Below are 23,725 nucleotides of genomic sequence, written 5' to 3' on the forward strand. Positions count from 1 at the left end.
GCAAAGCACCAACTAATTCAAATTACTAAAAATTAAAGGTTGCTGTTACGAAAAATCTTCTTGGTAATATAGGTCTTCCAAAGAAAAATTCTCCATCTGCTGATTGACCTGCTATGCCGGCACGAGGATTTCCTTCAGTTAAACCATCACTATCAAATAAATTAAATACAGCCAAACCTAATCTTATTGAATTATCATCTTTTGTTTTGAATGAATAACCCGCCCCAAATCTGGCTATAGTAATAGCATCTAGTTCAACATTATTAGAGTCATCTGTGAATTTCTTACCCGTATGATTTAAAGTAAAGTTTGCATCAAAGACACTGTTATCAAAACTTGCTCCTAAGCTTCCTAATATATTAGGTTGTCTACCTATTTCATTTCCTTCATTTATAGTAGAGATTCCACCATTTACCAGATCTTCTGTTTCGTTTGTTGTTATTTCGTGATCCTGATATGTCACGGTGCCAAATACCCTGAAATCATCTGTGAAATTATAGTTTCCTGTTGCTTCAAGACCAATAGTATTTGTAGTTTGCTCACTGCGGGCTTGGTCTACTAACTGTCCACCAGATATGGCCTGATCTATTCGAATACGATCACTTAAGTTTACAAAATATGCGGCTACAGAACCTGAAAAACTAGAAGTACCAAACTTAGCCCCTATCTCACCTTGTAATATTGTTTCAGCGTTATAATTTGTATCTCTAATCCCAGGTGTTGGCGAGAACCCGCGCTGTTGAGGAAAGAAAAATCCTCTTGAAAAATTGGCATATAAATTTGTGGCATCAGAAAGCCTATAAAGCCCTGCAAGTGATACAGCCCAATCTGTATCTTCAATCTCTCCTGTAATAAAGCTTCCATTAGTGAATCTAACATTTTGTAAATCACTCGTAAGCTCAGGATTATCATATACCTGTGTATCTTCTAATCCAGGATTACCATCCCTAAAAGTACCTTTAGTATTCTCAATACGCACGCCAATATCAAAACGCCATTTATCTAATACAATTTCATCTGTTAAATAGAATGCTGTTCTACTTTGGGTTAAAAATCTGTTAGAGGTCATTCCTATTCTATTATAAATACCTCCGTCAGAATAAATTACATTATTACCACCTACGTCAGTATAACTTAGGTTTACCAATCTAGGGTTATTATTAAATTCTGAAAGAATTCTATATTGATAGTTCACGTCTTCAGCTTCAGTTCTTGCAAGAAAAGTACCAAGTGTGAATGTATGCTTATTGTCTTTTGTGTTGAAAATCAAATTAGCTTCTCCGGAATAGTCGGTCATAGGTCTTAACCTATCTACATGTAGATTCTCTACAACAAGGTCATTGTCGTTTATTTGTTCGCCTGAACCACCTTGATAGCTTGCATTGGTTGCAATAGCATCAGGAGCTACTTCTGAAATATACTCTGAAAGTGTAATGGGATTGCCAAAATTACCATTTCCACCAACGTATAAGGCAAAATTGTGACTGTAATTGGCATATTTCACCTTTGACCTAAATTTTAAATTATCTGCTAAATTGTAGTCGAATTCTCCTAATACGTAACCACCTCTCGTAAATACTCCATCATCAATAGGACTTTCATATACACCACCTGGAGTTAAAAAAGAATTGTTGGCCAATTCTCCTGATAAGAGTTGTTCTACTTCATCACCATCATTACCTCTTATACGCTCCCTTGACCCTCCTTCTAATGGTAATGGTAAGAAAAATTGCGCTTTATCATTTATAAATTGTCCATGAACTGTAAACGAACCATTTTCAAATTTTTTCTTGATGTTACCTCTAAATTGAACCCCTCGCGTATCCAATCCGGTCTCTATAGGACCATTATCCTTTCTTACAAAGCCAGTTAGAGCGTAATAGGTATTAGAATCCTCACCTCCAAGTTTACCCCCGGTATAAAAATCCAGTTTCAATCTACCTCTATTTCCGTATTCAACATTAATAATATTCTCATCGTTTGAATCTCCTGTTTTGCTTGTATAGTTGATAATACCTGCTACAGAACCAGCCCCATAAAGAACTGCTGCACCACCTCTTACAAATTCTACTCCTTTAAAACCAATATCAGGTCTGGCATAAACATCATGCGCAGATGAATTAAGCCCAAATGTGCTCATTAATGGCATTCCATCATACTGTAACGGATTGAATACATATTGGCCTCCTGAGGGTAAACCTCTTACGAATAAATTAGTGGCTGTTTCACCACCTCCACCTTCTGCGGTAATTCCCGGAACATCTCTAAGAATATCTGCTTGGCTATTTGCAGATAACCTTGTGATTTCCTTTATCTTCTTTGAACTAATTGATAAAGGTGCTTGCTTTTGGGATCTGAATGTTGATGATGCTGTAAGCAGTACTTCATCTAATTGCTGTGTAGACTCTTCCATTGAAACATCTACATTTATTGTACTACCAGTTAGATTAACTTCTTTCTCTACAGTTTTATAACCAATAGCAGAAAATTGAAGTGTTTGATTTCCAGATTGACTGGTTGAAAAAGAAAATTCTCCGTTAAAATCTGTTGTTGTTCCAGATGATGTTCCTTTAATAAGAACATTTACACCTGGAATTGGATTTCCAGAATTGTCTTTTACGGTTCCTGAAATTTCGGTTTGTGCTAAGGAATATGTAAAGCCAAGTACACAAATAATACTAAAAAGTAAAGTCTTCATAATTTACGAATATTATAAAAATTAGCTAGTTATTTTATAAAATTATAAATTATTAATCCCTTAATTTAAAAAATATTAAATAAATTAATGCAAACGTTTGCGGAAACGTTTGAAATTCATAAATTAGAACTTATCGTTAAAAAGTATATGAAGAAAAAAGTTAGTGTTACCCTTAAACATATAGCTGAAGACTTAGGATTATCAATATCTACGATATCTCGAGCTCTTAAAGATCACCCAGATATTAGCATTTCAACAAAAGAAAGAGTACAGCAGAAAGCTAAAGAATTAAGTTACTTCCCTAACCTATTTGCTCAGGGGTTTAGAACACATAGAAGTCATACTATTGGCGTAATAGTGCCAAAAATAACACATTACTTTACATCTACGGTATTGGAAGGGATTCTAGAACAAGCAGAAAAACAAGGCTATAAAGTTATTATTTCTGAATCTAAGAATAACTTCAAAAAGCAAATAGAGATGCTGAATGCTATGATTAAATTTGATGTAGATGGCATACTGCTTTCACTAACGAGGGTTACTGAAAACATTAATGACATTCTGCGCATAATGGAAAGAGTACCTTTAGTTTTATTTGATAAGGTCTCTAATAAAATACCATGCACCCAAGTTATAGTTAATGAAAAGCAGGCAGCTTTCAATGCCGTTGAACACCTTATTAATATTGGTAAAAGAAGAATAGCTATATTCAAAGAAACTGAAAATTCATTTAATTCAGAAAGGAGATTTGAAGGGTATTTACAGGCGTTGCGACACTATGAAATTGCATTAGATGAAAAATTAGTTTTTAGTACCGAAAATATATCCTTAGAGCATGGTCAAGAACTTACCAATATTGCATTGACATTAAAGAAACGACCAGATGCTATTTTTGCTATTACAGATAGCTGTGCCATAGGAGCTATAAAAACGCTCAATAAGTTGAACATCAAAATTCCTGATGAGATTGCTGTAGTAGGTTTTAGTAATTCATATACCTCAACCATTGTAGAACCCAAGTTAACTACTATTAATCAACCCGGTAGTGCAATAGGAAAGACAGCCATAAAATATTTGGTACATGAAATAGAAAATGAAAATGAAGAAGAAGTTACCAATAAAACTGTACAAATACGTACAAATTTAATCGTACGTGCATCATCTTTCAGGCATTAATCTACTATTTTTTATCATCAATATAGTCTCCTGATTGTGCAGAAGTCTTTCTTAATTCGGGCATGGTTCCAAATACATGATCCCAAAGTGTGGAAGACACACCAAAAGCTTTATCTGGTTGCCTATAATGATGAATAGCATGATGATACCACAAGACTTTTAAAAAATTATTAGGCACTTTAAAGATATGAATACTATAATGAATGCATAAATATAATGTGTAACCCATTAGAAAACCGGCTAAAAAACCAAAGACCAAGTCACCCAAAAGTACCCTGTACACAATAAAGAACATTGTGGCTAGCATTAAGGCTATAATTGGAGGCATAGCTAAACGCTGCTTATCTTTAGGGTAATCATGATGAATGCCATGCGCTTTGTAGCTAAATTCTTCCATGGAATGGTTATGAGGTTTGATATGATAAATAAAACGATGAATTATATATTCAACAAAAGTAAAAACAAACATACCTGCAAAGAACAATAGGATCATTTGTGGAGTGGTAAACCCCTTTTCAATAATACCATAATAAATCAGAAAACCTGAAATAATACTAAAAAGCATTATAGGAATTGAAATATGCGTTTTTGTGAGTCCTTCTAAAAGAGGGTTTTTGAAAATAGTTCCACTTCCTTTATGCTTTGGCCTTTTTAACTTTGCTGTTGGCATACCATTGCAGAATTACACCATAAAGGTATAAAACTAATAGGAAAGTAAGGCAGATAATTCTTGTTTCAATCTACTTTTTGCAAGGTATTGCTCTTCTAGTTTAGAGTCAAAAGGAATAGGTGTTTCAATACTGGCCACGCGCTTTACAGGAGCATCTAAATATTCAAAGCAGCGTTCCATAATTAATGCTGAGATATCACTGGCAATACCACCAAATAATGAATCTTCTTGTACAATGATAGCTTTTCCTGTTTTTTGAACGGATGTGAAAATAGCCTCAGTATCTAATGGTTGTAAACTTCTTAAATCAATGATATCAGCGTTGATTTGTTCTTGATCTGTAACCTCCAGCACCCAATGTACTGCAGCACCAAAAGAGATGATGCTAATGTCATTACCTGCTCTTAACAGCGATGCTTTTCCTAAAGGTAGCGTGTAATAATCATCAGGCACTTCTTGACGAATACTTCTGTACAATGCTTTATGTTCAAAGAACAATATTGGGTTTGGATCTTCTATAGCAGTGGTCAGAAGTCCTTTTGCGTCATAAGGAAAAGCAGGATACACTACTTTTAATCCCGGTGTTTTAGTAAACCAGGCTTCATTGGTTTGTGAATGAAATGGACCTGCCCCCACTCCTGCTCCACATGGCATTCTAATAACCACATCGGCTTCCTGACCCCAACGATACTGTGATTTTGCCAGTAGGTTTACAATAGGATTAAATCCTGAACTTACAAAATCAGCAAATTGCATTTCAACCACAGACTTCATGCCGTTAATTGAGAGCCCATAGGCACTAGATACAATAGCAGATTCGCAAATAGGCGTATTTCTAACGCGCTCTTTTCCAAATGCTTCTACAAAACCTTCAGTAATCTTAAAAACACCTCCATATTCAGCTATATCTTGCCCCATAATGACAATGTCATCATGTTTTTCCATGGCTTGTTTGAGTCCATGTGAAATGGCATCAACAAAACGCAATTCAGAGGTCTCATCTTTTTCTTTTACTTCTTGAAAATCAAATTTATGAAACACATCATTTAATTCGTTTTTTAAAGAAGAACTAATGTTCTCTTCAGCAAAAGCTTTATCAAGATTTTCATTGATTTTGTGAACAATTTCCTCTTTTATTTGAACTTCAAGTTCTTCTGTAAGTGTACCTTCATTTTTCAAAAATTCCTGATAATTTTCTATAGGGTCTTTGGCAGCCCATTCATCCATTAATGCTTGTGGAACATACTTCGTACCACTTGCTTCTTCATGACCTCGCATTCTAAATGTTTTAAACTCTATCATGACTGGGCGTGGCCTTGAACGCATGCTCTTTGCCAATTTAGCAATGGTGGTATATACCTCCAAAATATTATTACCATTCAATATGTGCGACTCCATACCATAACCCTTCGCTCTGTCGGCCAAGTGTTCACAATTATATTGCTCTGAAGTTGGTGTTGATAGGCCGTATCCGTTATTTTCAACACAAAACAATACAGGTAGATTCCATACAGAAGCAACATTTAGGGCTTCATGAATATCACCTTCGCTGGTGCCACCTTCACCAGTAAATACAGCACATACTTGCTTATTCTTTTTTAGGAGGTTTCCTAATGCTATACCATTGGCTACTCCAAATTGCGGTCCTAAATGCGATATCATTCCTACAATCTTATACTCTTGAGTGCCAAAGTGAAAACTTCTATCTCGTCCCTTCGTAAAGCCGCTGGCTTTACCTTGCCATTGTGCAAATAGTCTATATAGTGGGATGTTTCTGGTAGTAAATACTCCTAAATTACGATGCATAGGTAATACATACTCATCTGCGCTCAGTGCTTTTGTAACGCCAATAGCAATTGCTTCTTGACCAATACCGCTAAACCACTTAGAGATTTTACCTTGACGGAGTAAAATGAGCATCTTCTCTTCTATTAACCGAGGTTTTAATAATGCCTTATAGAGGTCAAGTAATACTGAATTACTAAGTTTTGCTTTATCAAATTTCATAAAACTCTGACTGTTTTACATAAAAAAATCTTCCCCCAAAGGAAGAAGATTTATATGAAATAACCAATTGAATTATTAAATTTTAAAATCACTAAAAATTGTATGCATAAGTCGCTTTTTATCATTAATAACTTCTTCTAAAGAAATTGAAGTTTCTGTACGTAATACACCAGAAATATTATCTATCTTAAAGATAATGTCTTTTGCATGCTTGGTGTCTTTAGCTCTCAATTTGCAAAATACGGTGAACTTACCAGTAGTTAAATGTGCAACCGTAACTTCTGGAATATTATGCAATTCATCAATGACCTTGCTTGTAAGCGATGAGTTTTCTAATAAAACCCCTACATAAGCTATAAATGTATAGCCCATTTTATCATAATCAACCGTTAAAGTGGAACCCTTAATAACGCCTTCTTCTTCCATTTTCTTAACCCGTACATGAATAGTACCCGCAGATACTAATAATTTTTTGGCTATGTCTGTAAAGGGAGTTCTTGCATTTTCTATGAGTATATCAAGTATTTGGTGATCTATTTCGTCGAGTTTAAATTTTGACATATCCTATGAGTTTTATTGAATTTCAAGTAAAAATCAAAAATTTTTAGAAAAAAAACAATATTTCTACCATATTTTTATAATTTTCTTTAATTCATCTTCATTTTTCACCTCAACTCCTTCTTTGTCCATACGTATATCTGTATTGTAATTCTCTAGATTTCCAACGATTGAGATTTCCGGCTCAAAGCTAATTTTACCGCTGGTTAACAGCTCTTTAAAAACAACACCTACAGAAACTTTTTCTTCAGCTTCTTTTAGATGGATGTTATCATAAATAATATCTAGATACAACTTTTCATTATTTGGAATATCAAAATATGGCGTATGATCTAATGTTTTATCACCAGCAGCTATATAATGAAGCCCCTGAATTAGGGCTAAGAAATTATACTTCCTTACATGTTCTCGTAAATAATCACCTTTAAAATGGCCGGCTTCAATCAAAATAGTATTGTGACCAAGCTTTTGGAAATTGTCTCCGGTAGCAGTGGGATAAAATTCATCGGTATAACGCCCTATGTTATTTGGAATAACTTGTTGAAGTAATTCATTCATACTCACAATAACACGCATAGTCTCTTTTCTACCTTCAGTCACTGTTCTTTCCTCATTTACTGAAGGTGCCAAAAAAGAGATAGTTGCTGTTTGTTTTTTAGTACCTACACTAAAAATAGTACGCTGATCATGCAAATTGAAACAATAATCAGGCTTAAATTCATCTAATACTTTACGTAATAGAATGCTTTCGGGCTGCGAAAGGTCTACAGCGTCTCTATTTAGATCTACATTATTAGCATTTTTACGTGTATATACAAGTGCACCATCTGGATTTAAAATAGGAATGAAAACCAATGTGCAATTTTCTAAAATGATATCTATTACATTCTCAAAGTTAGTTTGGTTCCCTAGAAAATTGAAAACATCAAACAGAGCCTTAGTACCTGTTGATTCATTACCATGCATTTGTGACCATAAAAGCACTCTTATTTTTCCATGACCAACCTCAACACTATAAATAGGATTTTCATGAACAGAAACGCCTATAGCATCAACTTTGAATTGGTGAGCTAGCTTTTCCAAAAAAGGCTCAATCATTTCATGTGTGATATAACGACCACCGAGTAACTTTTGCTTGAATTGGTCGTGCCAATCCAATAATGCTGCTATGTTGATTACTTCCACAAGGCAAAAGTACATATTCAATAATTTACAAAAGTAAATGGCGATCCATTTATTTGATTACTTTTGTAAACAAATGTTTTATTACTAGATATATGTATTGAATAATTTATAATAAATCATTTTTACATACTTTAAATAATTAATAATCAATGTTTTTATACTTATTATTGAAATTTTTAATTTAATGTAAATTATTGATTTTTAGCTATAATCACATATTCAACTACAGTATATTTATACTTTTGTAAACAGAAAAAGTAAAATGATAAATGCAGCTGATTTTACAAATCGTCTTAAGATAATCATGGAATACTATAAATTATCACCATCTTCATTTGCAGATGAAATAGGTGTACAGCGTTCTAGCATTTCTCATTTATTATCAGGAAGAAATAAGCCTAGCCTAGATTTTGTTTTAAAGGTACTAGATAAGTTCTCTGAAGTTGATTTGTATTGGTTAATGAACGGAAAAGGAACTTTTCCTAAAAGAAGACAACAAAAAACTGATGTAAGTTCCTTCCCTGCTAAAGAAAGCAATCTAGCGGATCTAAAACCCCATCAAAAAGAAATTGATAGAATTATCATTTTCTATAAGGACGGTACTTTTGAGAATTTTGTTCCATAAAAAATCCCGCACTTGGCGGGATTCTAAATTATAATATTAACTCTTCTAATTATTATTCTGATTTCATTTTCAAAAAGCCCTCGAGTTGCTTAACACCAATATTATTACCATCCACTTCTTGAATACCCTGAGCCAACTTCATGATCTTTTCTGCAGTCATATTATCTCCTAAAACACGTACTAAAGCAAAGCCCTGTTCTTTATCAGAAGCATAAACTATAACTTCATCCATGCTGTCGTCATCCCCCTCATACTTAATAACCACATTTCTGCCTTTATCATTCATACGCATCAATTCCGTAAACTTATCGCTTTTCAGAATAGTTTTTACTTTCTTTTTTTCTACTTCATATTCAGCTGTATTCTCTTCATTCTTCCTAAAGGCCAATACATTCATTTTCTTTAATGACTTATAAGCCTCTGCAGTTTCAGGAGAAACATCATCTTTTAGAGAAATAATACTGGCCGGAATATCGACTGATATAAAATTCTTATTATCCTGGCTGTCTATATAATACTTTTGTAACGAGGCCTCACTGCTACAAGAGGTAATAAAAAGTATTAAAAACGTTAGAGTTATATAATTAGTTAGTCTTTTCATTTTAAACATTAGTTTTTGTTCTCTCCTGCCTTTTTCAAATGCTCACCACCTTTAATGTTCATTTGCTTTGTAAGCTCAGAGATTTTATTCAAATCAATATCACCTGTAATAGAAACGATCACAGCTTCAGCCTTACGCTCACTATCTTTAGTCATATTACTTAATCCATCTACAAACATGAATAATTCTTTTACATGATCAGCATCTCTTCCTTCTTTTATGTAAATTTTCACATTGGCATCCTTATCTTTAACTCGCATTAATTCAGACAGGTTAGATGATTTTAAGTAACTGTTTACTTTAGATTTCATTTCAGCAGCTATTGAAGAACTTTCAGTAGCCAATACGCGTAAGCTATTAAGGTTTCTAACCATATCTACATATTCTTTACCTTCCTCAGTATCTACCCCCATTTTACTCATCAATTCAAAGGCTTTTTTTGTAACAACTACGGTAGTTACTTCTTCCATATCCTCAAACTTATCAAATGCAGATTGAGCCATGGTTAGTACCGGTAGCATAGCTACCAAACATACTAGTATCAATTTTTTAATATTCATGTTCCCTAATTTATTTATTGTTGTCTTCATTTTTTTACATGTTTACTTTTTAAATACTTTGTTTTGCGCTTTTTCAAATTGACTCAAACCAGCAAATGCAACACTTTCTCCTTTGTTTAGATTTTGAGAAATCAGTTGGAAAGCCTTTTGAGTTTCTTGAAAAGCAAGCTCTGCTTCACGCTGCTCTTTAGCAGATAGACCAGAGTCTGTCATAAAATACACACTAAATACTACTAGAATTGAGGCTGCAATAGATAACCACCATAAGTTAGGTCTGTTTCTTTTTAGCGGAATAGTCTTTGTATATGTCTCATTACCGCTCATTTCAAAATAATTGAATAACGCCTTATACTCATACAAATGGGGAGCTACTATATCACTTGAAAAATAAGTTTTTAAAGCAGCTTCTTCTTGCAAAGAAGTTTCAGCATTTTCATACTTTTTTAGTAATTCTTCTATTTTAACTAATTCCATAGTTGTGTGTCTTTATGAGTTGTTCTCTTATCGTTTTTCTTGCTCTAGATAGCGCCACACGCACCGCTGTAGGTTGTAAGTCAAGAATCTTGCCAATTTCTTCAAATTCATAATTCTCAATATCTCTTAACTGTATGATCATTTTTTGCTTTTCAGGCAAACTTTTAATCAGCTCATGTACTTTAGATACACTATCTTCTAATTCTATTTTTCGTTGTAGCGATACATTTTCATCTTTATAGTTACTATGTACCAACTTTAAATTGTTTGATCGTTTTGCTTTTAACTGATCTAAACAATAGTTCTTGGTCATGGTCATAGCAAAAGCCTCTACGTTTCTGTACTCCTTTAACTTCTTCTTGTTTTTCCAGAGTTTATAATACAATTCTTGTGTGGCGTCTTCAGCTTCGTCAGTTGACACTAACAAGCGTTTTGCTAGTCTAAAAACTTTATCTTTTAAAGGTAAAACTGTATTTAAAAATTCAGCTTGCTTCATTAATTTGGTTTGATTATTGATACGCTATTCTAACGCGATTCAACATTTCGACGAGTAAGTTACAATTTTGTTACACGGCCTTACGAAATTTCTTAAATTGCGGCACATTTTTAAAAAACTAAAATTAGATTATGAAGAAAGTACTTTTGTTAGCTTTTCTAGCTAGTTTCTTTTTTATTGCCTGTAGTAGTGATGATTCTCAACCGGAGCCACAACCTGATCCGGATCCTACTGTTTCACTTGACAATGAAGTAAATGATTTTGTATGGAAGGCTATGAATTATTGGTATTTCTGGCAAACAGATGTTACCAATTTAGCAGATTCCAAAGATGATAATACAGATGATTACTATACTTACTTAAATGGTTTTACAGATTCTGAAGATTTGTTTAATAGTTTGAAATTTTCTGCTGATGATTTTTCATGGTATATTCCTGATGTACAAGCTCAATTAGATGCTTTTAACGGAACAACATTTTCTTATGGAATAGAGTTGCCAAGAACTGTAGTTAGAGTAGCTCAAGGAAGTGATGATATAGTAATATTTGTTGCCTATGTAGTTCCTGGATCTCCTGCAGATGATGCTGGGATAGAACGTGGAGATTTGATTTATAAAGTAGACGGTAATATACTTAATGTAAATAATCTATCACTACTTAATAATTTATTTTCTCAACCATCCGTATCAATTGGAGTTGCCAGTTTTGATGGAGGAAATTTAGTTCCTAAAGGAGAGGATAAATCATTAAATGCTGGAGATGTTGTAGAAAACCCAGTTCACTTTTCCTCAGTTATAGAAGAAGGAGGTAAGAAAATCGGTTATTTAGTTTACAATGGGTTTAGGAGCACATTTCATATTGAGTTGAATGAAATATTTGTAGATTTTAAATCGCAAGGTATTGATGAACTCATTTTGGATTTGCGATATAATGGTGGTGGATCTGTCTTGACATCAGCTTATCTTGCTAGTATGATTGATGGTGCTAAAGCTTCTGAGGTAGATCCTTTTGCAAGCTTGACATATAACACAAAAAGAAATACTGATAATGGTACTACTTTTCCATTTTTTGATGATGCAGCTCTTTTCGATAAAACTACTGGAGACTTTACTGGAAATTTTATACCTATGAGTAGATTAACAAATTTATCTAGACTTTATGTTATAACATCAGATAAAACAGCTTCCGCCAGTGAAATGATAATAAATGGGCTTAGACCTTCTATGCCAGTCATTTTAGTCGGCACTCAAACCGTTGGAAAAAATGAGGGATCTATAACTGTTGTTGATGCTCCTGCCACTGCGGATCGTGAGATTTATACCAATACGGATGGAAGAACTTCTGAACATACTATAGGAATGCAACCCATAGTGTTTCAAATATTTAATAGTTTAAATCAAAGTGACTATGCAGATGGATTTACTCCGGATGTACTCATAGATGAAGTTGATTTTACAGCAAACATTCTTCCTTTTGGAGACACTAACGAAGCTTTATTAAGAGCTACTATAGATAATATCTTAGAAGGGGCTACAAAATCAAGCTTAAAACCAAAAAGAGCAGTTTTTAAAGAAGGTCAAATTACTCAGAGAAAGTTTTCTGATGAGATGTATATTTTGCCAGGTCAGGAAGACTTTATGAATTAACAGAGTATCTATTTAAGCTAAAGCTGCCTTTGAAAGGCAGCTTTTTTACTTTTAACTTATGCGCATCGATAAATACTTGTGGGCAACTCGCTATTTTAAAACTAGAAACCAAGCGTCCATAGCTTGTAAAAAAGGGCAGGTAAAGATCAATGATCAAAACTGCAAACCTGCTAAAGAAATTTATATAGGTGAAAAGATTCGGATTCGAAAAAATCAAATAGATTATCAATTAGAGGTATTAGATCTACCTCCTAATCGCGTTGGTGCTAAGCTGGTGGATCTCTATAGAAAAGATACAACACCTAAAGAAGCATTTGAGAATCAAGAGTTGTTAAAATTGGCTAAAGATCATTATAGAAAAAAAGGAACCGGCAGGCCTACTAAAAAAGATCGTCGTGATCTTGAAGATTATACTGATTTAGACTAATCAATTTTATATATTTGATTTCTAAACTTTGATATGAGTAAATCTATAATCCTTACAGATAAGGAAATACAACATAAAATACGCCGTATTGCTTTTCAGATATACGAAAGTAATTCCTCAAACAAAGAATTGATTATTGCCGGAATAGCAGATCAAGGTTTTGTTTTAGCGAAAAGGATAAAAAAAGTTTTAGATAGCATCTCTCCTATTGAATCAACTCTTTGTGAGGTTGTAATAGACAAGAAAAATCCAAGAAGCTCTATACATACATCTGTTGAAGAAAACGACTATAAAAACAAATCACTGGTGTTGGTAGACGATGTTTTAAATTCTGGCACTACGCTCATGTATGCCGTAAAGCATTTTTTGGAAGTGCCTTTGAAACAATTTAAAACAGCAGTATTGGTGAATAGAAATCATAAAAAATACCCTATAAAAGCTGATTTTAAAGGTATTAGTCTTTCTACATCGTTACAAGAGCATGTTTGTGTTGAGTTTGGTAAGAAAGAAGCTACTGCATACTTGCAATAATCTCACTAACTATAATATCAACTTTTTTGTTATCAGTTTTAATATTTAACTGAGCCTGTTCATAAAAAGGTCGGCGTTCAAATAGATGCTTGGCAATAAATTCTAATAATTTCTCCCCTGGTATGTTTTGAATAAGAGGTCGTTTATTTTTCTCATGAATAAGCCTGTCATACAATGTCTGAATAGAAGTACTTAAATAAATGGAGGTTGAGTTATCAATAATAACCTCTATATTATTACTATAACAAGGAGTGCCACCACCAACCGCAAGCACAAAATTACCTTTATCGTTTAGAACTTCTTTTAAGTACTGTGATTCTTTTTTTCTGAAATAGATTTCGCCCTTTTGCTCAAAAATTTCTGAAATAGACATTGCTTCTTTCCTTTCAATTAAATCGTCAAGATCTTTATGCTTTAAGTGAAGCTTTGCGGCCAACTCTTTTGCAATTGAAGATTTGCCACTTCCCATATATCCAAGCAATACTATTTTCATTAAAAAACTGATTTTAAGTAGTATAAATAGAGCCTCAAATATCGCACAAAATTTATTATATTTTTACTTGTTTAATTGATATTTGATAGTATCTTTGCATCCGAATTTTGAATGACCTGGTAGCTCAGCTGGTAGAGCATCTCCCTTTTAAGGAGAGGGTCCTGGGTTCGAGCCCCAGCCAGGTCACATTTTTCATCAAAAAGTTAAGCAAAATCGCTTAACTTTTTTAGTTTTACAGCACTACTTTATGCGCACGTGGCGGAATTGGTAGACGCGCTAGGTTGAGGGCCTAGTGACCGTTTTTGGTCGTGGAAGTTCGAGTCTTCTCGTGCGCACATTTTCAAACAAACTTTACACAAAGTTCCCCAGAATACTAGGAGTTCTTGTACTTGCTTTGTAAGATTACCTTTTTTTTCTACTAATTTTAGGCACCCTTTTTGTAATAATTTAACATCATTTAATAGAATTATTAGTATCATTGCGCTATGGTAAAAAGAATACTTTTTGTAGTATTTATTGGTTTATTAACACTGAATTCATTTTCTCAGACCAGAAATGATTCTTTAGTAAACTTAAAAGGACGGATTATCAGTTTTACAGATAAGAAACCCTTGGAAAGTGCCCATATCTTAAATTTAAATTCTGTTGTAGGTACTACTACCAATAGACAAGGTAAATTTAAAATTCCGGCAGTTGCCAACGATACTATCTATATATCTTATGTAGGATTTCAATCTATAAAACTAAAAGTCACAAATGACCTTCTAAAGGGAAATGAACTAGAAATTGCCATTCATGAGAAAACAGCCTTGATAGAAGAAGTAACTGTAAAAGCTAGTAAGTTGATAGGCGTTTTAGTAGTAGATGCTCAAAATGTTCCGTTGGATAAATTTAACCGTATTCATATTGATGGACTACCGCAGGCTTACGAAATAGGAAGACCACAGCAGCAAAGTTATGGTTCTGCCATCAATGCAGTTTTCAACCCTGTAGATTTTTGGTATAATAAGTTTGGCAAGAAACCAAAAGAATTAAAAAAACTCAAAAAGCTCAAAGAGGAAGATAAACTTCGTGACATTATGGAAGAGAAGTTTAGCCGTGAAGTTTTATTGACATATATGGATATGAGTAGAAAAGACTTGAATGACCTTCTAAATGAGTGTAACTATTCTGACCGTTTTATTCGAAAAGCTAGTGATCTTCAAGTGATAGAGGCTGTTCTCGAATGTTATGAAAATTATAGGGCACTACAAGAAGGAAAAGTAAAAAAGGATGTGATTCGGATAAACAATCAAAATCAAGAAGAAAAGAATAAAAAAAGCCAGTAGACACTGGCTTTTTTCTTTATTAGTTATTTCCAAGAATTAAGGGCATACCGTCTTTTCCACTGCCAACCACCACCACTTTGGCATTTGGTGATTCAGAAAGTTTCAAAGTAGCTTCAATACCTTTATCCTTTAATATTTTATCGGTTAAAGAAGCACTTAGTATTTTATTAGCATCTGCTTTACCTTTCGCTTCTATACGTTGACGTTCAGCCTCTTTTTCTGCCTTTTCTAACCTAAATTCATATTCTAAAGATTCTTGTTCTTGTCTTAACTTGCGTTCAATAGCTTCTTTAATAGTAGGTGGTAATGTTACATCACGCACCAATACGTCATCTAAAATTATATGCTGCTGATCTACTATCTTTTTCGTTTCTTCAAAAATCTCAGCTTGTATGGCATCTCGCTTACTTGAATACAGTTGTTCTGGTGTATAACGCCCAACTACACTTCGGGCTGCCGACCTTATTGTTGGCAAAATAATACGTTCTAAATAACCTTCACCTATCTCTTGGTGCAATTTCCCTAACTCTGAAGTTTTAGGTTGATACCATGCTGATGCATCTAGTTGAATATCCAACCCGTTTGATGATAACACTTTCATTTTCTCAAAGAGTTCTTGTCGTCTTACCTCATAAACATAAACTTTGTTCCATGGCGCAACCACATGAAATCCTTCACCTAAAGGCGGTTCATCTATGACCACTCCTCCCCCAAAACGCTTCCATAAGACACCAGCCTCACCAGCGTCTATGGTAACCACTGATTTAGATAGAAAAATCAATGAAATAATAATAATAAAAATAATAGGCACTAGCCTACTAGGCATATTTAACTGTCTGTTACTCATTTTTTAAAATTTAAATTAGTCCTCTATATTTTCGTATAAACCATTCTACACTAAAGCATAAAATTATGAATCCTAATAACCATCTCCAATCTATTAAAGAAATTATTTTTTTTGTACTCTTTTGTATTGATTTATACTGATTGTTAATTTCAAGCTCTTGCAAAAGTAAAGAAGCTTGACCTTCATAATAAAGCTTTCCAACAGAATTTGTTGCTAATCGCTCTAATCCTTTGGCATTTGCATTTAAATACTGCTGCTCTATATTATAATCTAGTACCCTAATTGATCCACTTTTACTGATATTCTCACCTTTTATCTCAACCGTAAATCGATAATCACCACTTTTAAAATTAGCTAAATTTACCTCGTAAGTGTTTTTATTCAGTACAAAAGGAATCTGCCGAGTTTCATTTGTTTCAACATTCCTTAGCGCTAGTATCAGTTCAGCCTTAGTATCTAATTCATAGGTGGAATTATAGTAATTTGCTGTAATACGAATCTCATCATTTTGATAAACCACATTAGGATATTGCAATTCTAAACGATTTGCTACTTTCTTAATAGATAAATATTGAACTAACTTATTAATAAAAGTGTCAAACTGTGTAAATGATTGATTATTTGAAAAGCTTGCCATTCGCCATTTCCATAAATTTTCACCTTGAAGCAGTGCTGATCGCTGAGAGTCTTTAGAAAACGTAACCAGTAAAGGATTTTCAGTTTTAAAACCACTTACTGTTTGATATAGTAAAATTTGATTTTTGGCTTTAAGCTCCAGATCTCCAAAAAAATCAGTCAAAGGTGGAAACTCACTAAAACCTAAATCATCTACAGAAAATATGTTGAAATTTGGGTTATACTCGGCAAAATAACTCTCAGATTGGTTGATGGGTTGCTTCTTAAAATAATCTTGTTGGGTATTTAAAAAACTCCAATTTGTTTTAATACCGCTGATAATAAAGGTATTGATGTTTTTACTTTTCAAATTATCAAAAACACTTTTAAAAGTAGTAGTTGGTTGATATAAAATAAATAATTGATACTCAGAAACATTAAAGTTATCACTCGGTTTAAAATTGAATACTTTACGTTGCTGATTGGTTTCTATAGACCGTTTTAACATTCCGAGGTCAGGGTGTACTATATCACTTATTAAAGCAATTTTAGATTGTTCATTAATGACCTCAACTGAGAAATTTTTATGATTGTTTATCTTGTTTTTTTCCTTTGTTAAATATGAAATAGAAGCAGTATAATTTGTAACTCCTACTCTAGAAGATTTTAAGTTGATTTCAACACGCTCAGAACTTCTTTCTGAACTTAAATTGAGAGGCTTTCTAAAAATAATTGAGTTGCCATCAGAAATGGTCAAAACCGGATTAACAGCATTAATACCATTGTAGTTCACAAATAATTCTACAGGAAAATTATTCCCTAAAAAAGAATATTTATTTGCATTTAATTTTGATATATATATGTCTTCATATGAAATTGTATCTCCTAAAACCAACGGGTATACCGGAATTTTTGATTTATAATATTCGTAATTAGTACCTACGGTTTGATTTCCGTCACTCAATATAAGTACAGCTGTGTTACCCTTATAAAGATTGTTAATAGACTTTATGGATTGATGAATATTCGTATTTGTTTCAGAAAAATTTACGGAGTCTAAATCTTTAATATCATTTCCAAATAAATAGTACTCAATTTCAAATTTATGGTTCAGATTGGCATCAGATTTAGTGGTTTCAATGAAATTTCTAAGAACCGATCCTTTCTTTAACTGAGGAATTGACTGCGAACCATCAGCTAAGACAACCAACCGAGGCTTTTCAGTTGTCAGTTCTAAATTTTCAATTTTTGGATTTATGAATAAAAGTAAAATGCCAAAAAGGCCAAGAAATCTCAAGAAAGCTAGCAATATAGTTACCTTGTTTCTATTTTTAGTTTTATAGAAATAATGAAAAGCTGCAATTGCTAATGATGCAATTACAGCCAGTATAATGTATAACAATGTTGAAATCTCCAAATTTTAATAACCTTAGGTAAGCATACCTCCATCTACATTTATAGTCTGTCCTGAAATGTATGAAGACATATCTGAAGCCAAGAACACACATGCATTTGCTATGTCTTCGGGAGATCCACCTCTTTTTAAAGGAATGCTATCTCGCCAACTTTGAACTGTTTCTTCTGGCAACGCATCTGTCATTTCAGTTTCAATAAAACCAGGAGCAATAGCATTACAGCGTATGTTTCTTGAACCCAATTCAAGCGCTACAGATTTGGTAAACCCTAAAATTCCAGCCTTAGAAGCAGCATAATTTGTTTGACCTGCATTACCCTTCACTCCTACTATTGAACTCATATTTATAATAGAGCCTCCACGTTGTTTAACCATAGGACGTATAACGGCTTTTGTTAAGTTAAAAACTGACTTCAAATTTACTTCAATAACCTTGTCAAAATCTTCTTCAGAAATTCTAAGTAATAGGTTGTCTTTTGTAATTCCAGCATTATTGATTAAAACATCTATGGCGCCAAACTCTTCAAGCACGCTTTTAGCCAGTTCTTGTGCTGAATCATAATTTGCGGCATTTGATTGATATCCTTTTGCCTTAACTCCCAGTTCCCGCAATTCCTTTTCAAGTGAAGTGGCTGCTTCTGCAGAAGAATTATAAGTAAATGCTACATGGGCGCCTTGCTCAGCAAAAACTTTTGCAATACCCTTACCTATACCTCTGGTAGCACCTGTAATTAATGCAGTTTTGTTTTCTAGTAATTTCATTTGACCTGTTAGTTTTTAACATTCAAATATACTAAAATAGTTATGCTAGATTGCGTATTGTAAAACATCATTTTGTTAAAAAAATAAACAGAATGTAACTTTTACATTTAGATTTCGTCATGTAAGTAATAACTAAATATATAATTCATGAAAAAACTAGTAATGCTATCACTAGTACTTCTATTTGTGATAGCATGTAAAAAAGACAAAAGCAACGAGCCCGTTGCAATGAAGCCAGCTCCCAAAATTCCCGTTGAGGACTTCTTCAAAAACTCAGAAAAAAGAACATTTAGACTTTCTCCAAATGGTGAATACGTTGCATACTTGGCTCCGTATAAGAAAAGAATGAATATTCATGTAAGAAAGTTTGATAGTGACTCCGTTATCAGAGTTACTAGTGTAGAAGATCGTGACCTTGCCGGATATTTCTGGGCAAATGATGATCGCTTAGTTTACATTCGTGATAAAGCCGGTAATGAGAATTTTCATTTATTTGCGGTAAACAAAGATGGAACAAATGAAAAGGATTTAACACCATTTGATGGCGTTAGAGCTCAAATTATTGATGACCTAGAGGAAAATCAAAATGAAATGATCATTGGTTTGAATAAACGAATTCCACAGGTATTTGATCCTTACAGATTAAACATTAATACTGGTCAAATGGATTTACTTTATGAAAACCCTGGTAATATTACAGGTTGGGGTACTGATCATAATGGAAAATTACGCCTTGCCTACGTTACGAATGGTGTAGATCAGACTATTATGTACAGAGAATCTGAGGATAAACCCTTTGGAGAAGTGATCACTACTAATTTTAAGCAAACTTTATCTCCACAATTTTTTGATTTTGATAATGGTAACATTGTGTATGCAATTTCTAATCTTGGCGGCAGAGATAAAGCAGCAATTGTAAAGTATAATTTAAAAGAGAATAAAGAGGTTGAAGAGATTTTCATTAATGACGAAGTTGATGTAGATGGTATCTCTTATTCTTCTAAACGAAAAGTGCCAACTACTATTAATTTTACTACAGATAAATTAAATAGAAAATTCTTAGACAAAGAAGCAGAAGATATTTTCAAAAAGTTAGAATCTGAATTAGGTACTGGTAATGAATATTATGTGACTTCTAGTAATGAAGAAGAAGATAAGTTCTTAATCTATGCTGGTAATGATAAAACTAGAGGCTCTTACTACTATTATGATAGAAATTCTGGTGAAGTGAAGCATATGGCTGATTTGAGTCCTTGGATAAAATCAGAACATATGGCAGAGATGAAGCCAATTTCATATACTTCAAGAGATGGTATGAAAATTAACGGTTATCTTACATTACCAATAGGAGTTGAAGCAAAGAATTTGCCTGTTGTTATCAATCCTCATGGTGGTCCATGGGCACGAGATAATTGGGGTTATAATCCAGAGGTTCAATTACTGGCTAATAGAGGTTATGCAGTGCTTCAGATGAACTTTAGAGGTTCTACAGGGTATGGAAAAAAATTCTTGGAAAGCTCTTTTAAGCAATGGGGTCAAGCCATGCAAGATGATATTACTGATGGTGTTAAATGGTTAATTGATGAAGGTATAGCAGACCCGGATAGAGTGGCAATTTATGGTGGTAGTTATGGAGGATATGCAACCTTGGCTGGTATTACGAATACGCCAGATCTTTATGCTGCAGCTGTTGACTATGTAGGCGTTTCTAACTTATTTACATTTATGGAAACTATCCCTCCTTATTGGGAACCTTATAAGAAAATGTTATATGAGATGGTTGGAGACCCTAGTACTAAAGATAGTATTATGATGAAAGCCAATAGCCCTGTATTTCATGTAGATAAGATTAAAGCAGCCTTATTCATTGCTCAGGGTGCTAATGACCCAAGAGTGGTACAGGCAGAATCAGATCAGATGGTGGAAGCACTTAAAAAGAATGGCGTTACTGTTCAGTACATGTTAAAAGAAAATGAAGGTCACGGGTTTAGAAATGAAGAAAATCGATTTGATTTTTACAATGCTATGACTGACTTTTTAGATAAAAACTTAAAAGAGAAAATTGAAAAGATTAAAACCTAATTCTTTTTTAATTTTATTAGTTAACGAAAAGCCCGTCATTCGACGGGCTTTTAAATTACTTTTATTTATATAAGAATTATCCTAAAACTTCAGCTACTTTTTTACCAATCTCAGCAGGTGAGCTCACAACATGAATTCCATTAGCTGCTAAGATCTCCATTTTAGCCTGTGCTGTATCATCCTTACCTCCAACAATAGCTCCCGCATGTCCCATTGTTCTTCCTGCAGGGGCTGTTTGACCAGCTATAAATCCAACTACAGGTTTTCTATTACCATCAGCTTTAATCCATTTAGCTGCATCTGCTTCAAGCTGACCACCAATTTCACCAATCATCACTATACAGTCAGTATCGGCATCATTCATTAGTAATTCCACAGCTTCTTTTGTTGTAGTACCAATAATGGGGTCACCACCAATACCAATGGCAGTAGTTATTCCTAAGCCTTGACGTACTACCTGATCAGCAGCTTCATAAGTCAGCGTACCTGATTTAGAAACAATACCAACGTTTCCTTTTTTAAATACAAATCCCGGCATGATACCAACTTTAGCCTCATCTGGAGTAATTACTCCTGGGCAGTTAGGTCCTATCAGTCTACAATCTCTATCTTCTATATAAGCTTTTACCTTTACCATATCTGCCACAGGAATACCTTCTGTAATACATATAATTACTTTAATACCAGCATCTGCAGACTCCATAATAGCATCTGCAGCAAAAGCAGGCGGCACAAAAATAATACTAGTATCAGCACTAGCCTTTTCAACAGCTTCAGCAACCGTATTAAACACAGGTTTCTCTAAGTGTGTCTGCCCTCCTTTACCGGGTGTAACACCGCCAACCACATTGGTTCCATATTCAATCATTTGTCCGGCATGAAAAGTACCCTCACTACCAGTAAAACCTTGTACTATAATCTTTGAATCCTTATTCACTAAAACACTCATTCTGTGTATGTATTTTTTAGTTAATTATTTAAGCAAATGTAATTTTTTATAAGCTAGAAAAAAAGGCTTATTCCAGATTATTTATTTTATTGATTAGTTCTGGTATTAGTCGAATTCCAGCTTGCTCTCTATATTTTTTCCTTGCTTCTTCACAAGGCGAACCAAAATAGGTTTTCCCCCCTTTCAAAGATTTCCCAACTCCAGATTGCGCCAATACCACAGCCTTCTTGCCAATAGTAATGCCGCTTATAACACCTACTTGCCCCCACAAAGTGACTTCGTCTTCTATAATGGTGCAGCCGGCAATTCCAACATGTGAAGCTATCAGGCATTTCTTACCAATTATAGTATCATGAGCAATCTGTACCTGATTATCAATTTTAGTACCTTCTCCAATAGTAGTATCTCCAGTAACTCCTTTATCAATTGTACAAGATGCACCAATATCAACATTATCTTCCACAACTACTCTACCTGAGGATAATAGCTTATCATAGCCTTCTGGGCGATTTTTATAATAAAAAGCATCAGCTCCCAAAACAGTACCTGCATGAATAATCACATTATCACCAATGATACAATTGTCATAGATGGAAACGTTAGCATGAATCAAGCAATTTTCACCAATAGTTACGTTATTACCAATAAAAACATTAGGTTGAATAACCGTAGTCTCTCCTATCTTAGCCAAAGTAGAAATAGCCGAACTTGACGACAAAAAAGGTCTAAAATGTTGTGCTAATTTATTAAAGTCACGGAACGGATCCTCAGAAATTAAGAGTGCTTTTCCTTTTGGACAATCTACCTTTTTATTAATTAATACAATAGTTGCAGCTGATTCAAGTGCTTTTTCGTAATATTTAGGGTGATCGACAAATACAATATCTCCTTTCTCAACAACATGAATTTCATTCATTCCAAGTATTGGAAAATCATCATCTCCTATAAATTCACAATCAATAAGTTGCGATATTTCTTTTAAAGTGTAAGTTCTATTAAATTTCACTTAAAAACTATTCTTTGATACGCTCTAAATAAGCTCCTTTTTCAGTATCAATTTTTATTTTATCACCTTCATTAATGAACAAAGGCACGTTTACTCTAGCCCCAGTTTCTACTTTAGCGGGTTTAGTAGCATTTGTTGCAGTATTTCCTTTTACTCCAGGTTCTGTATGGGTAACTTCAAGAATGACACTAGCTGGCATATCTACCGATAAGGGCACTTCATTGTCTGATTTAACAATAACTGTTACTACCTCTCCTTCCTTCATTAACTCAGGTACATCCAACAAATCTTTCTGCAGTTGAATCTGGGTATAATCATCATTATTCATGAAATGATAGGTATCACCATCATTATATAAATATTGGTACTTACGTGTCTCTACACGTACTTCTTCAATTTTATGGCCTGCTGAAAAAGTATTATCAATTACTTTTCCGGTAGTTAAGCTTTTTAATTTTGTACGAACAAATGCTGGACCTTTACCAGGTTTTACATGCAAGAATTCTATTATTTTATACGTGTCATTGTTATAAACAATACACAACCCTTTTCTTATATCTGATGTTGTTGCCATT

The 23,725-nt window shown here is 33.7% G+C and carries 23 protein-coding genes and 2 tRNA genes; 9 read left to right on the forward strand and 16 right to left on the reverse strand.

What is annotated here, in order from left to right:
* Positions 1-25: 25 nt before the first annotated feature.
* On the reverse strand, positions 26-2,698 hold the full coding sequence (locus AC1EU5_RS11690; RefSeq protein ID WP_480192574.1) for a TonB-dependent receptor domain-containing protein: 2,673 nt from the start codon (positions 2,696-2,698) through the stop codon (positions 26-28).
* 147 nt (positions 2,699-2,845) lie between these two features.
* On the opposite strand from AC1EU5_RS11690, the gene AC1EU5_RS11695 reads away from it, so the two are divergent.
* The gene (locus tag AC1EU5_RS11695; RefSeq protein WP_480192575.1) at positions 2,846-3,874 is read left to right on the forward strand and encodes a LacI family DNA-binding transcriptional regulator; all 1,029 of its coding nucleotides are present in this window, start codon (positions 2,846-2,848) and stop codon (positions 3,872-3,874) included.
* A 4-nt stretch (positions 3,875-3,878) separates the two neighbouring features.
* Here the strand turns inward: AC1EU5_RS11695 and AC1EU5_RS11700 are convergent, their stop codons facing one another.
* The 4 genes from AC1EU5_RS11700 to AC1EU5_RS11715 all read right to left on the reverse strand — a co-directional run bounded on the left by AC1EU5_RS11700 (position 3,879) and on the right by AC1EU5_RS11715 (position 8,309).
* On the reverse strand, positions 3,879-4,544 hold the full coding sequence (locus AC1EU5_RS11700) for a sterol desaturase family protein (RefSeq protein ID WP_480192576.1): 666 nt from the start codon (positions 4,542-4,544) through the stop codon (positions 3,879-3,881).
* A 33-nt stretch (positions 4,545-4,577) separates the two neighbouring features.
* Positions 4,578-6,551, reverse strand: a complete 1,974-nt coding sequence (locus AC1EU5_RS11705) for an alpha-ketoacid dehydrogenase subunit alpha/beta (protein ID WP_480192577.1) — start codon at positions 6,549-6,551, stop codon at positions 4,578-4,580.
* 75 nt (positions 6,552-6,626) lie between these two features.
* Positions 6,627-7,112: an Lrp/AsnC family transcriptional regulator gene (locus AC1EU5_RS11710; RefSeq protein WP_480192578.1), complete on the reverse strand. Its 486-nt coding sequence runs from the start codon at positions 7,110-7,112 to the stop codon at positions 6,627-6,629.
* Positions 7,113-7,175: 63 nt separating this feature from the next.
* Positions 7,176-8,309 (reverse strand): M14 family zinc carboxypeptidase, encoded by a 1,134-nt coding sequence (locus AC1EU5_RS11715; protein ID WP_480192579.1) that lies wholly within the window; start codon positions 8,307-8,309, stop codon positions 7,176-7,178.
* Between the two features lie 247 nt (positions 8,310-8,556).
* Between AC1EU5_RS11715 and AC1EU5_RS11720 the strand changes: the two genes are divergently transcribed.
* Positions 8,557-8,919, forward strand: a complete 363-nt coding sequence (locus AC1EU5_RS11720; RefSeq protein ID WP_480192580.1) for a helix-turn-helix domain-containing protein — start codon at positions 8,557-8,559, stop codon at positions 8,917-8,919.
* A 52-nt stretch (positions 8,920-8,971) separates the two neighbouring features.
* On the opposite strand, the gene AC1EU5_RS11725 is transcribed toward AC1EU5_RS11720, so the two are convergent.
* The 4 genes from AC1EU5_RS11725 to AC1EU5_RS11740 are packed head-to-tail and all read right to left on the reverse strand — an operon-like array spanning position 8,972 to position 11,050.
* Positions 8,972-9,520: a DUF4252 domain-containing protein gene (locus AC1EU5_RS11725; protein ID WP_480192581.1), complete on the reverse strand. Its 549-nt coding sequence runs from the start codon at positions 9,518-9,520 to the stop codon at positions 8,972-8,974.
* A gap of 8 nt (positions 9,521-9,528) precedes the next feature.
* Positions 9,529-10,110 (reverse strand): DUF4252 domain-containing protein, encoded by a 582-nt coding sequence (locus tag AC1EU5_RS11730; protein ID WP_480192582.1) that lies wholly within the window; start codon positions 10,108-10,110, stop codon positions 9,529-9,531.
* A gap of 12 nt (positions 10,111-10,122) precedes the next feature.
* Complete coding sequence (locus AC1EU5_RS11735; protein WP_480192583.1) at positions 10,123-10,554, reverse strand: hypothetical protein; 432 nt, start codon at positions 10,552-10,554, stop codon at positions 10,123-10,125.
* Complete coding sequence (locus AC1EU5_RS11740) at positions 10,541-11,050, reverse strand: RNA polymerase sigma factor (protein WP_480192584.1); 510 nt, start codon at positions 11,048-11,050, stop codon at positions 10,541-10,543. The genes AC1EU5_RS11735 and AC1EU5_RS11740 overlap by 14 nt, the downstream gene beginning before the upstream one ends.
* A gap of 131 nt (positions 11,051-11,181) precedes the next feature.
* Here AC1EU5_RS11740 and AC1EU5_RS11745 point away from each other — a divergent pair, with 131 nt between their 5' ends.
* From AC1EU5_RS11745 to AC1EU5_RS11755, 3 genes are read left to right on the forward strand one after another with little or no spacing between them, the layout of a single operon-like run.
* Positions 11,182-12,696: a S41 family peptidase gene (locus AC1EU5_RS11745; protein ID WP_480192585.1), complete on the forward strand. Its 1,515-nt coding sequence runs from the start codon at positions 11,182-11,184 to the stop codon at positions 12,694-12,696.
* A gap of 58 nt (positions 12,697-12,754) precedes the next feature.
* Positions 12,755-13,123, forward strand: a complete 369-nt coding sequence (locus AC1EU5_RS11750) for an RNA-binding S4 domain-containing protein (protein ID WP_480192586.1) — start codon at positions 12,755-12,757, stop codon at positions 13,121-13,123.
* A gap of 33 nt (positions 13,124-13,156) precedes the next feature.
* Entirely contained in the window at positions 13,157-13,654 is a 498-nt protein-coding gene (locus AC1EU5_RS11755; RefSeq protein WP_480192587.1) for a phosphoribosyltransferase family protein, read from the forward strand.
* Here the strand turns inward: AC1EU5_RS11755 and AC1EU5_RS11760 are convergent.
* On the reverse strand, positions 13,635-14,147 hold the full coding sequence (locus AC1EU5_RS11760; RefSeq protein ID WP_480192588.1) for a shikimate kinase: 513 nt from the start codon (positions 14,145-14,147) through the stop codon (positions 13,635-13,637). The two genes, AC1EU5_RS11755 and AC1EU5_RS11760, sit on opposite strands and share 20 nt — an antisense overlap.
* Positions 14,148-14,260: 113 nt before the next feature.
* On the opposite strand from AC1EU5_RS11760, the gene AC1EU5_RS11765 reads away from it, so the two are divergent.
* The 3 genes from AC1EU5_RS11765 (at position 14,261) to AC1EU5_RS11775 (ending at position 15,475) form a co-directional block, all read left to right on the forward strand.
* Positions 14,261-14,333, forward strand: a tRNA-Lys gene (locus AC1EU5_RS11765).
* A 63-nt stretch (positions 14,334-14,396) separates the two neighbouring features.
* A tRNA-Leu gene (locus tag AC1EU5_RS11770) sits at positions 14,397-14,482 on the forward strand.
* Positions 14,483-14,632: 150 nt separating this feature from the next.
* Entirely contained in the window at positions 14,633-15,475 is an 843-nt protein-coding gene (locus AC1EU5_RS11775) for a carboxypeptidase-like regulatory domain-containing protein (RefSeq protein WP_480192589.1), read from the forward strand.
* Between the two features lie 19 nt (positions 15,476-15,494).
* Here the strand turns inward: AC1EU5_RS11775 and AC1EU5_RS11780 are convergent, their stop codons facing one another.
* Genes AC1EU5_RS11780 through fabG form a run of 3 tightly spaced genes read right to left on the reverse strand, consistent with a single transcriptional unit; the run spans position 15,495 to position 19,113 of the window.
* Complete coding sequence (locus AC1EU5_RS11780) at positions 15,495-16,301, reverse strand: prohibitin family protein (protein WP_480192616.1); 807 nt, start codon at positions 16,299-16,301, stop codon at positions 15,495-15,497.
* Positions 16,302-16,332: 31 nt separating this feature from the next.
* Entirely contained in the window at positions 16,333-18,354 is a 2,022-nt protein-coding gene (locus tag AC1EU5_RS11785; RefSeq protein WP_480192590.1) for a VWA domain-containing protein, read from the reverse strand.
* Between the two features lie 12 nt (positions 18,355-18,366).
* Positions 18,367-19,113: a 3-oxoacyl-[acyl-carrier-protein] reductase gene (gene fabG / locus AC1EU5_RS11790; RefSeq protein WP_480192591.1), complete on the reverse strand. Its 747-nt coding sequence runs from the start codon at positions 19,111-19,113 to the stop codon at positions 18,367-18,369.
* A 147-nt stretch (positions 19,114-19,260) separates the two neighbouring features.
* On the opposite strand from fabG, the gene AC1EU5_RS11795 reads away from it, so the two are divergent.
* The gene (locus tag AC1EU5_RS11795) at positions 19,261-21,195 is read left to right on the forward strand and encodes a S9 family peptidase (protein WP_480192592.1); all 1,935 of its coding nucleotides are present in this window, start codon (positions 19,261-19,263) and stop codon (positions 21,193-21,195) included.
* 76 nt (positions 21,196-21,271) lie between these two features.
* On the opposite strand, the gene sucD is transcribed toward AC1EU5_RS11795, so the two are convergent.
* The 3 genes from sucD to efp all read right to left on the reverse strand — a co-directional run bounded on the left by sucD (position 21,272) and on the right by efp (position 23,724).
* Positions 21,272-22,144 carry a succinate--CoA ligase subunit alpha gene (gene sucD / locus AC1EU5_RS11800; RefSeq protein ID WP_480192593.1) on the reverse strand — a complete coding sequence of 291 codons (873 nt, stop codon included), beginning with the start codon at positions 22,142-22,144 and terminating at the stop codon, positions 21,272-21,274.
* 67 nt (positions 22,145-22,211) lie between these two features.
* Positions 22,212-23,150: a UDP-3-O-(3-hydroxymyristoyl)glucosamine N-acyltransferase gene (locus AC1EU5_RS11805; RefSeq protein ID WP_480192594.1), complete on the reverse strand. Its 939-nt coding sequence runs from the start codon at positions 23,148-23,150 to the stop codon at positions 22,212-22,214.
* A 7-nt stretch (positions 23,151-23,157) separates the two neighbouring features.
* Positions 23,158-23,724 (reverse strand): elongation factor P, encoded by a 567-nt coding sequence (gene efp, locus AC1EU5_RS11810; protein ID WP_480192595.1) that lies wholly within the window; start codon positions 23,722-23,724, stop codon positions 23,158-23,160.
* Position 23,725 lies beyond the last annotated feature (1 nt).

Source organism: Maritimimonas sp. 2405UD52-3, assembly GCF_056591715.1.

Excerpts from the sequence above, each read along its gene's own strand:
- AC1EU5_RS11690 (WP_480192574.1), bottom strand. The coding sequence starts at position 2,698 with ATGAAGACTTTACTTTTTAGTATTATTTGTGTACTTGGCTTTACATAT.
- AC1EU5_RS11695 (WP_480192575.1), top strand. The coding sequence starts at position 2,846 with ATGAAGAAAAAAGTTAGTGTTACCCTTAAACATATAGCTGAAGACTTA.
- AC1EU5_RS11700 (WP_480192576.1), bottom strand. The coding sequence starts at position 4,544 with ATGCCAACAGCAAAGTTAAAAAGGCCAAAGCATAAAGGAAGTGGAACT.
- AC1EU5_RS11705 (WP_480192577.1), bottom strand. The coding sequence starts at position 6,551 with ATGAAATTTGATAAAGCAAAACTTAGTAATTCAGTATTACTTGACCTC.
- AC1EU5_RS11710 (WP_480192578.1), bottom strand. The coding sequence starts at position 7,112 with ATGTCAAAATTTAAACTCGACGAAATAGATCACCAAATACTTGATATA.
- AC1EU5_RS11715 (WP_480192579.1), bottom strand. The coding sequence starts at position 8,309 with ATGTACTTTTGCCTTGTGGAAGTAATCAACATAGCAGCATTATTGGAT.
- AC1EU5_RS11720 (WP_480192580.1), top strand. The coding sequence starts at position 8,557 with ATGATAAATGCAGCTGATTTTACAAATCGTCTTAAGATAATCATGGAA.
- AC1EU5_RS11725 (WP_480192581.1), bottom strand. The coding sequence starts at position 9,520 with ATGAAAAGACTAACTAATTATATAACTCTAACGTTTTTAATACTTTTT.
- AC1EU5_RS11730 (WP_480192582.1), bottom strand. The coding sequence starts at position 10,110 with ATGAAGACAACAATAAATAAATTAGGGAACATGAATATTAAAAAATTG.
- AC1EU5_RS11735 (WP_480192583.1), bottom strand. The coding sequence starts at position 10,554 with ATGGAATTAGTTAAAATAGAAGAATTACTAAAAAAGTATGAAAATGCT.
- AC1EU5_RS11740 (WP_480192584.1), bottom strand. The coding sequence starts at position 11,050 with ATGAAGCAAGCTGAATTTTTAAATACAGTTTTACCTTTAAAAGATAAA.
- AC1EU5_RS11745 (WP_480192585.1), top strand. The coding sequence starts at position 11,182 with ATGAAGAAAGTACTTTTGTTAGCTTTTCTAGCTAGTTTCTTTTTTATT.
- AC1EU5_RS11750 (WP_480192586.1), top strand. The coding sequence starts at position 12,755 with ATGCGCATCGATAAATACTTGTGGGCAACTCGCTATTTTAAAACTAGA.
- AC1EU5_RS11755 (WP_480192587.1), top strand. The coding sequence starts at position 13,157 with ATGAGTAAATCTATAATCCTTACAGATAAGGAAATACAACATAAAATA.
- AC1EU5_RS11760 (WP_480192588.1), bottom strand. The coding sequence starts at position 14,147 with ATGAAAATAGTATTGCTTGGATATATGGGAAGTGGCAAATCTTCAATT.
- AC1EU5_RS11775 (WP_480192589.1), top strand. The coding sequence starts at position 14,633 with ATGGTAAAAAGAATACTTTTTGTAGTATTTATTGGTTTATTAACACTG.
- AC1EU5_RS11780 (WP_480192616.1), bottom strand. The coding sequence starts at position 16,301 with ATGCCTAGTAGGCTAGTGCCTATTATTTTTATTATTATTATTTCATTG.
- fabG (WP_480192591.1), bottom strand. The coding sequence starts at position 19,113 with ATGAAATTACTAGAAAACAAAACTGCATTAATTACAGGTGCTACCAGA.
- AC1EU5_RS11795 (WP_480192592.1), top strand. The coding sequence starts at position 19,261 with ATGAAAAAACTAGTAATGCTATCACTAGTACTTCTATTTGTGATAGCA.
- sucD (WP_480192593.1), bottom strand. The coding sequence starts at position 22,144 with ATGAGTGTTTTAGTGAATAAGGATTCAAAGATTATAGTACAAGGTTTT.
- efp (WP_480192595.1), bottom strand. The coding sequence starts at position 23,724 with ATGGCAACAACATCAGATATAAGAAAAGGGTTGTGTATTGTTTATAAC.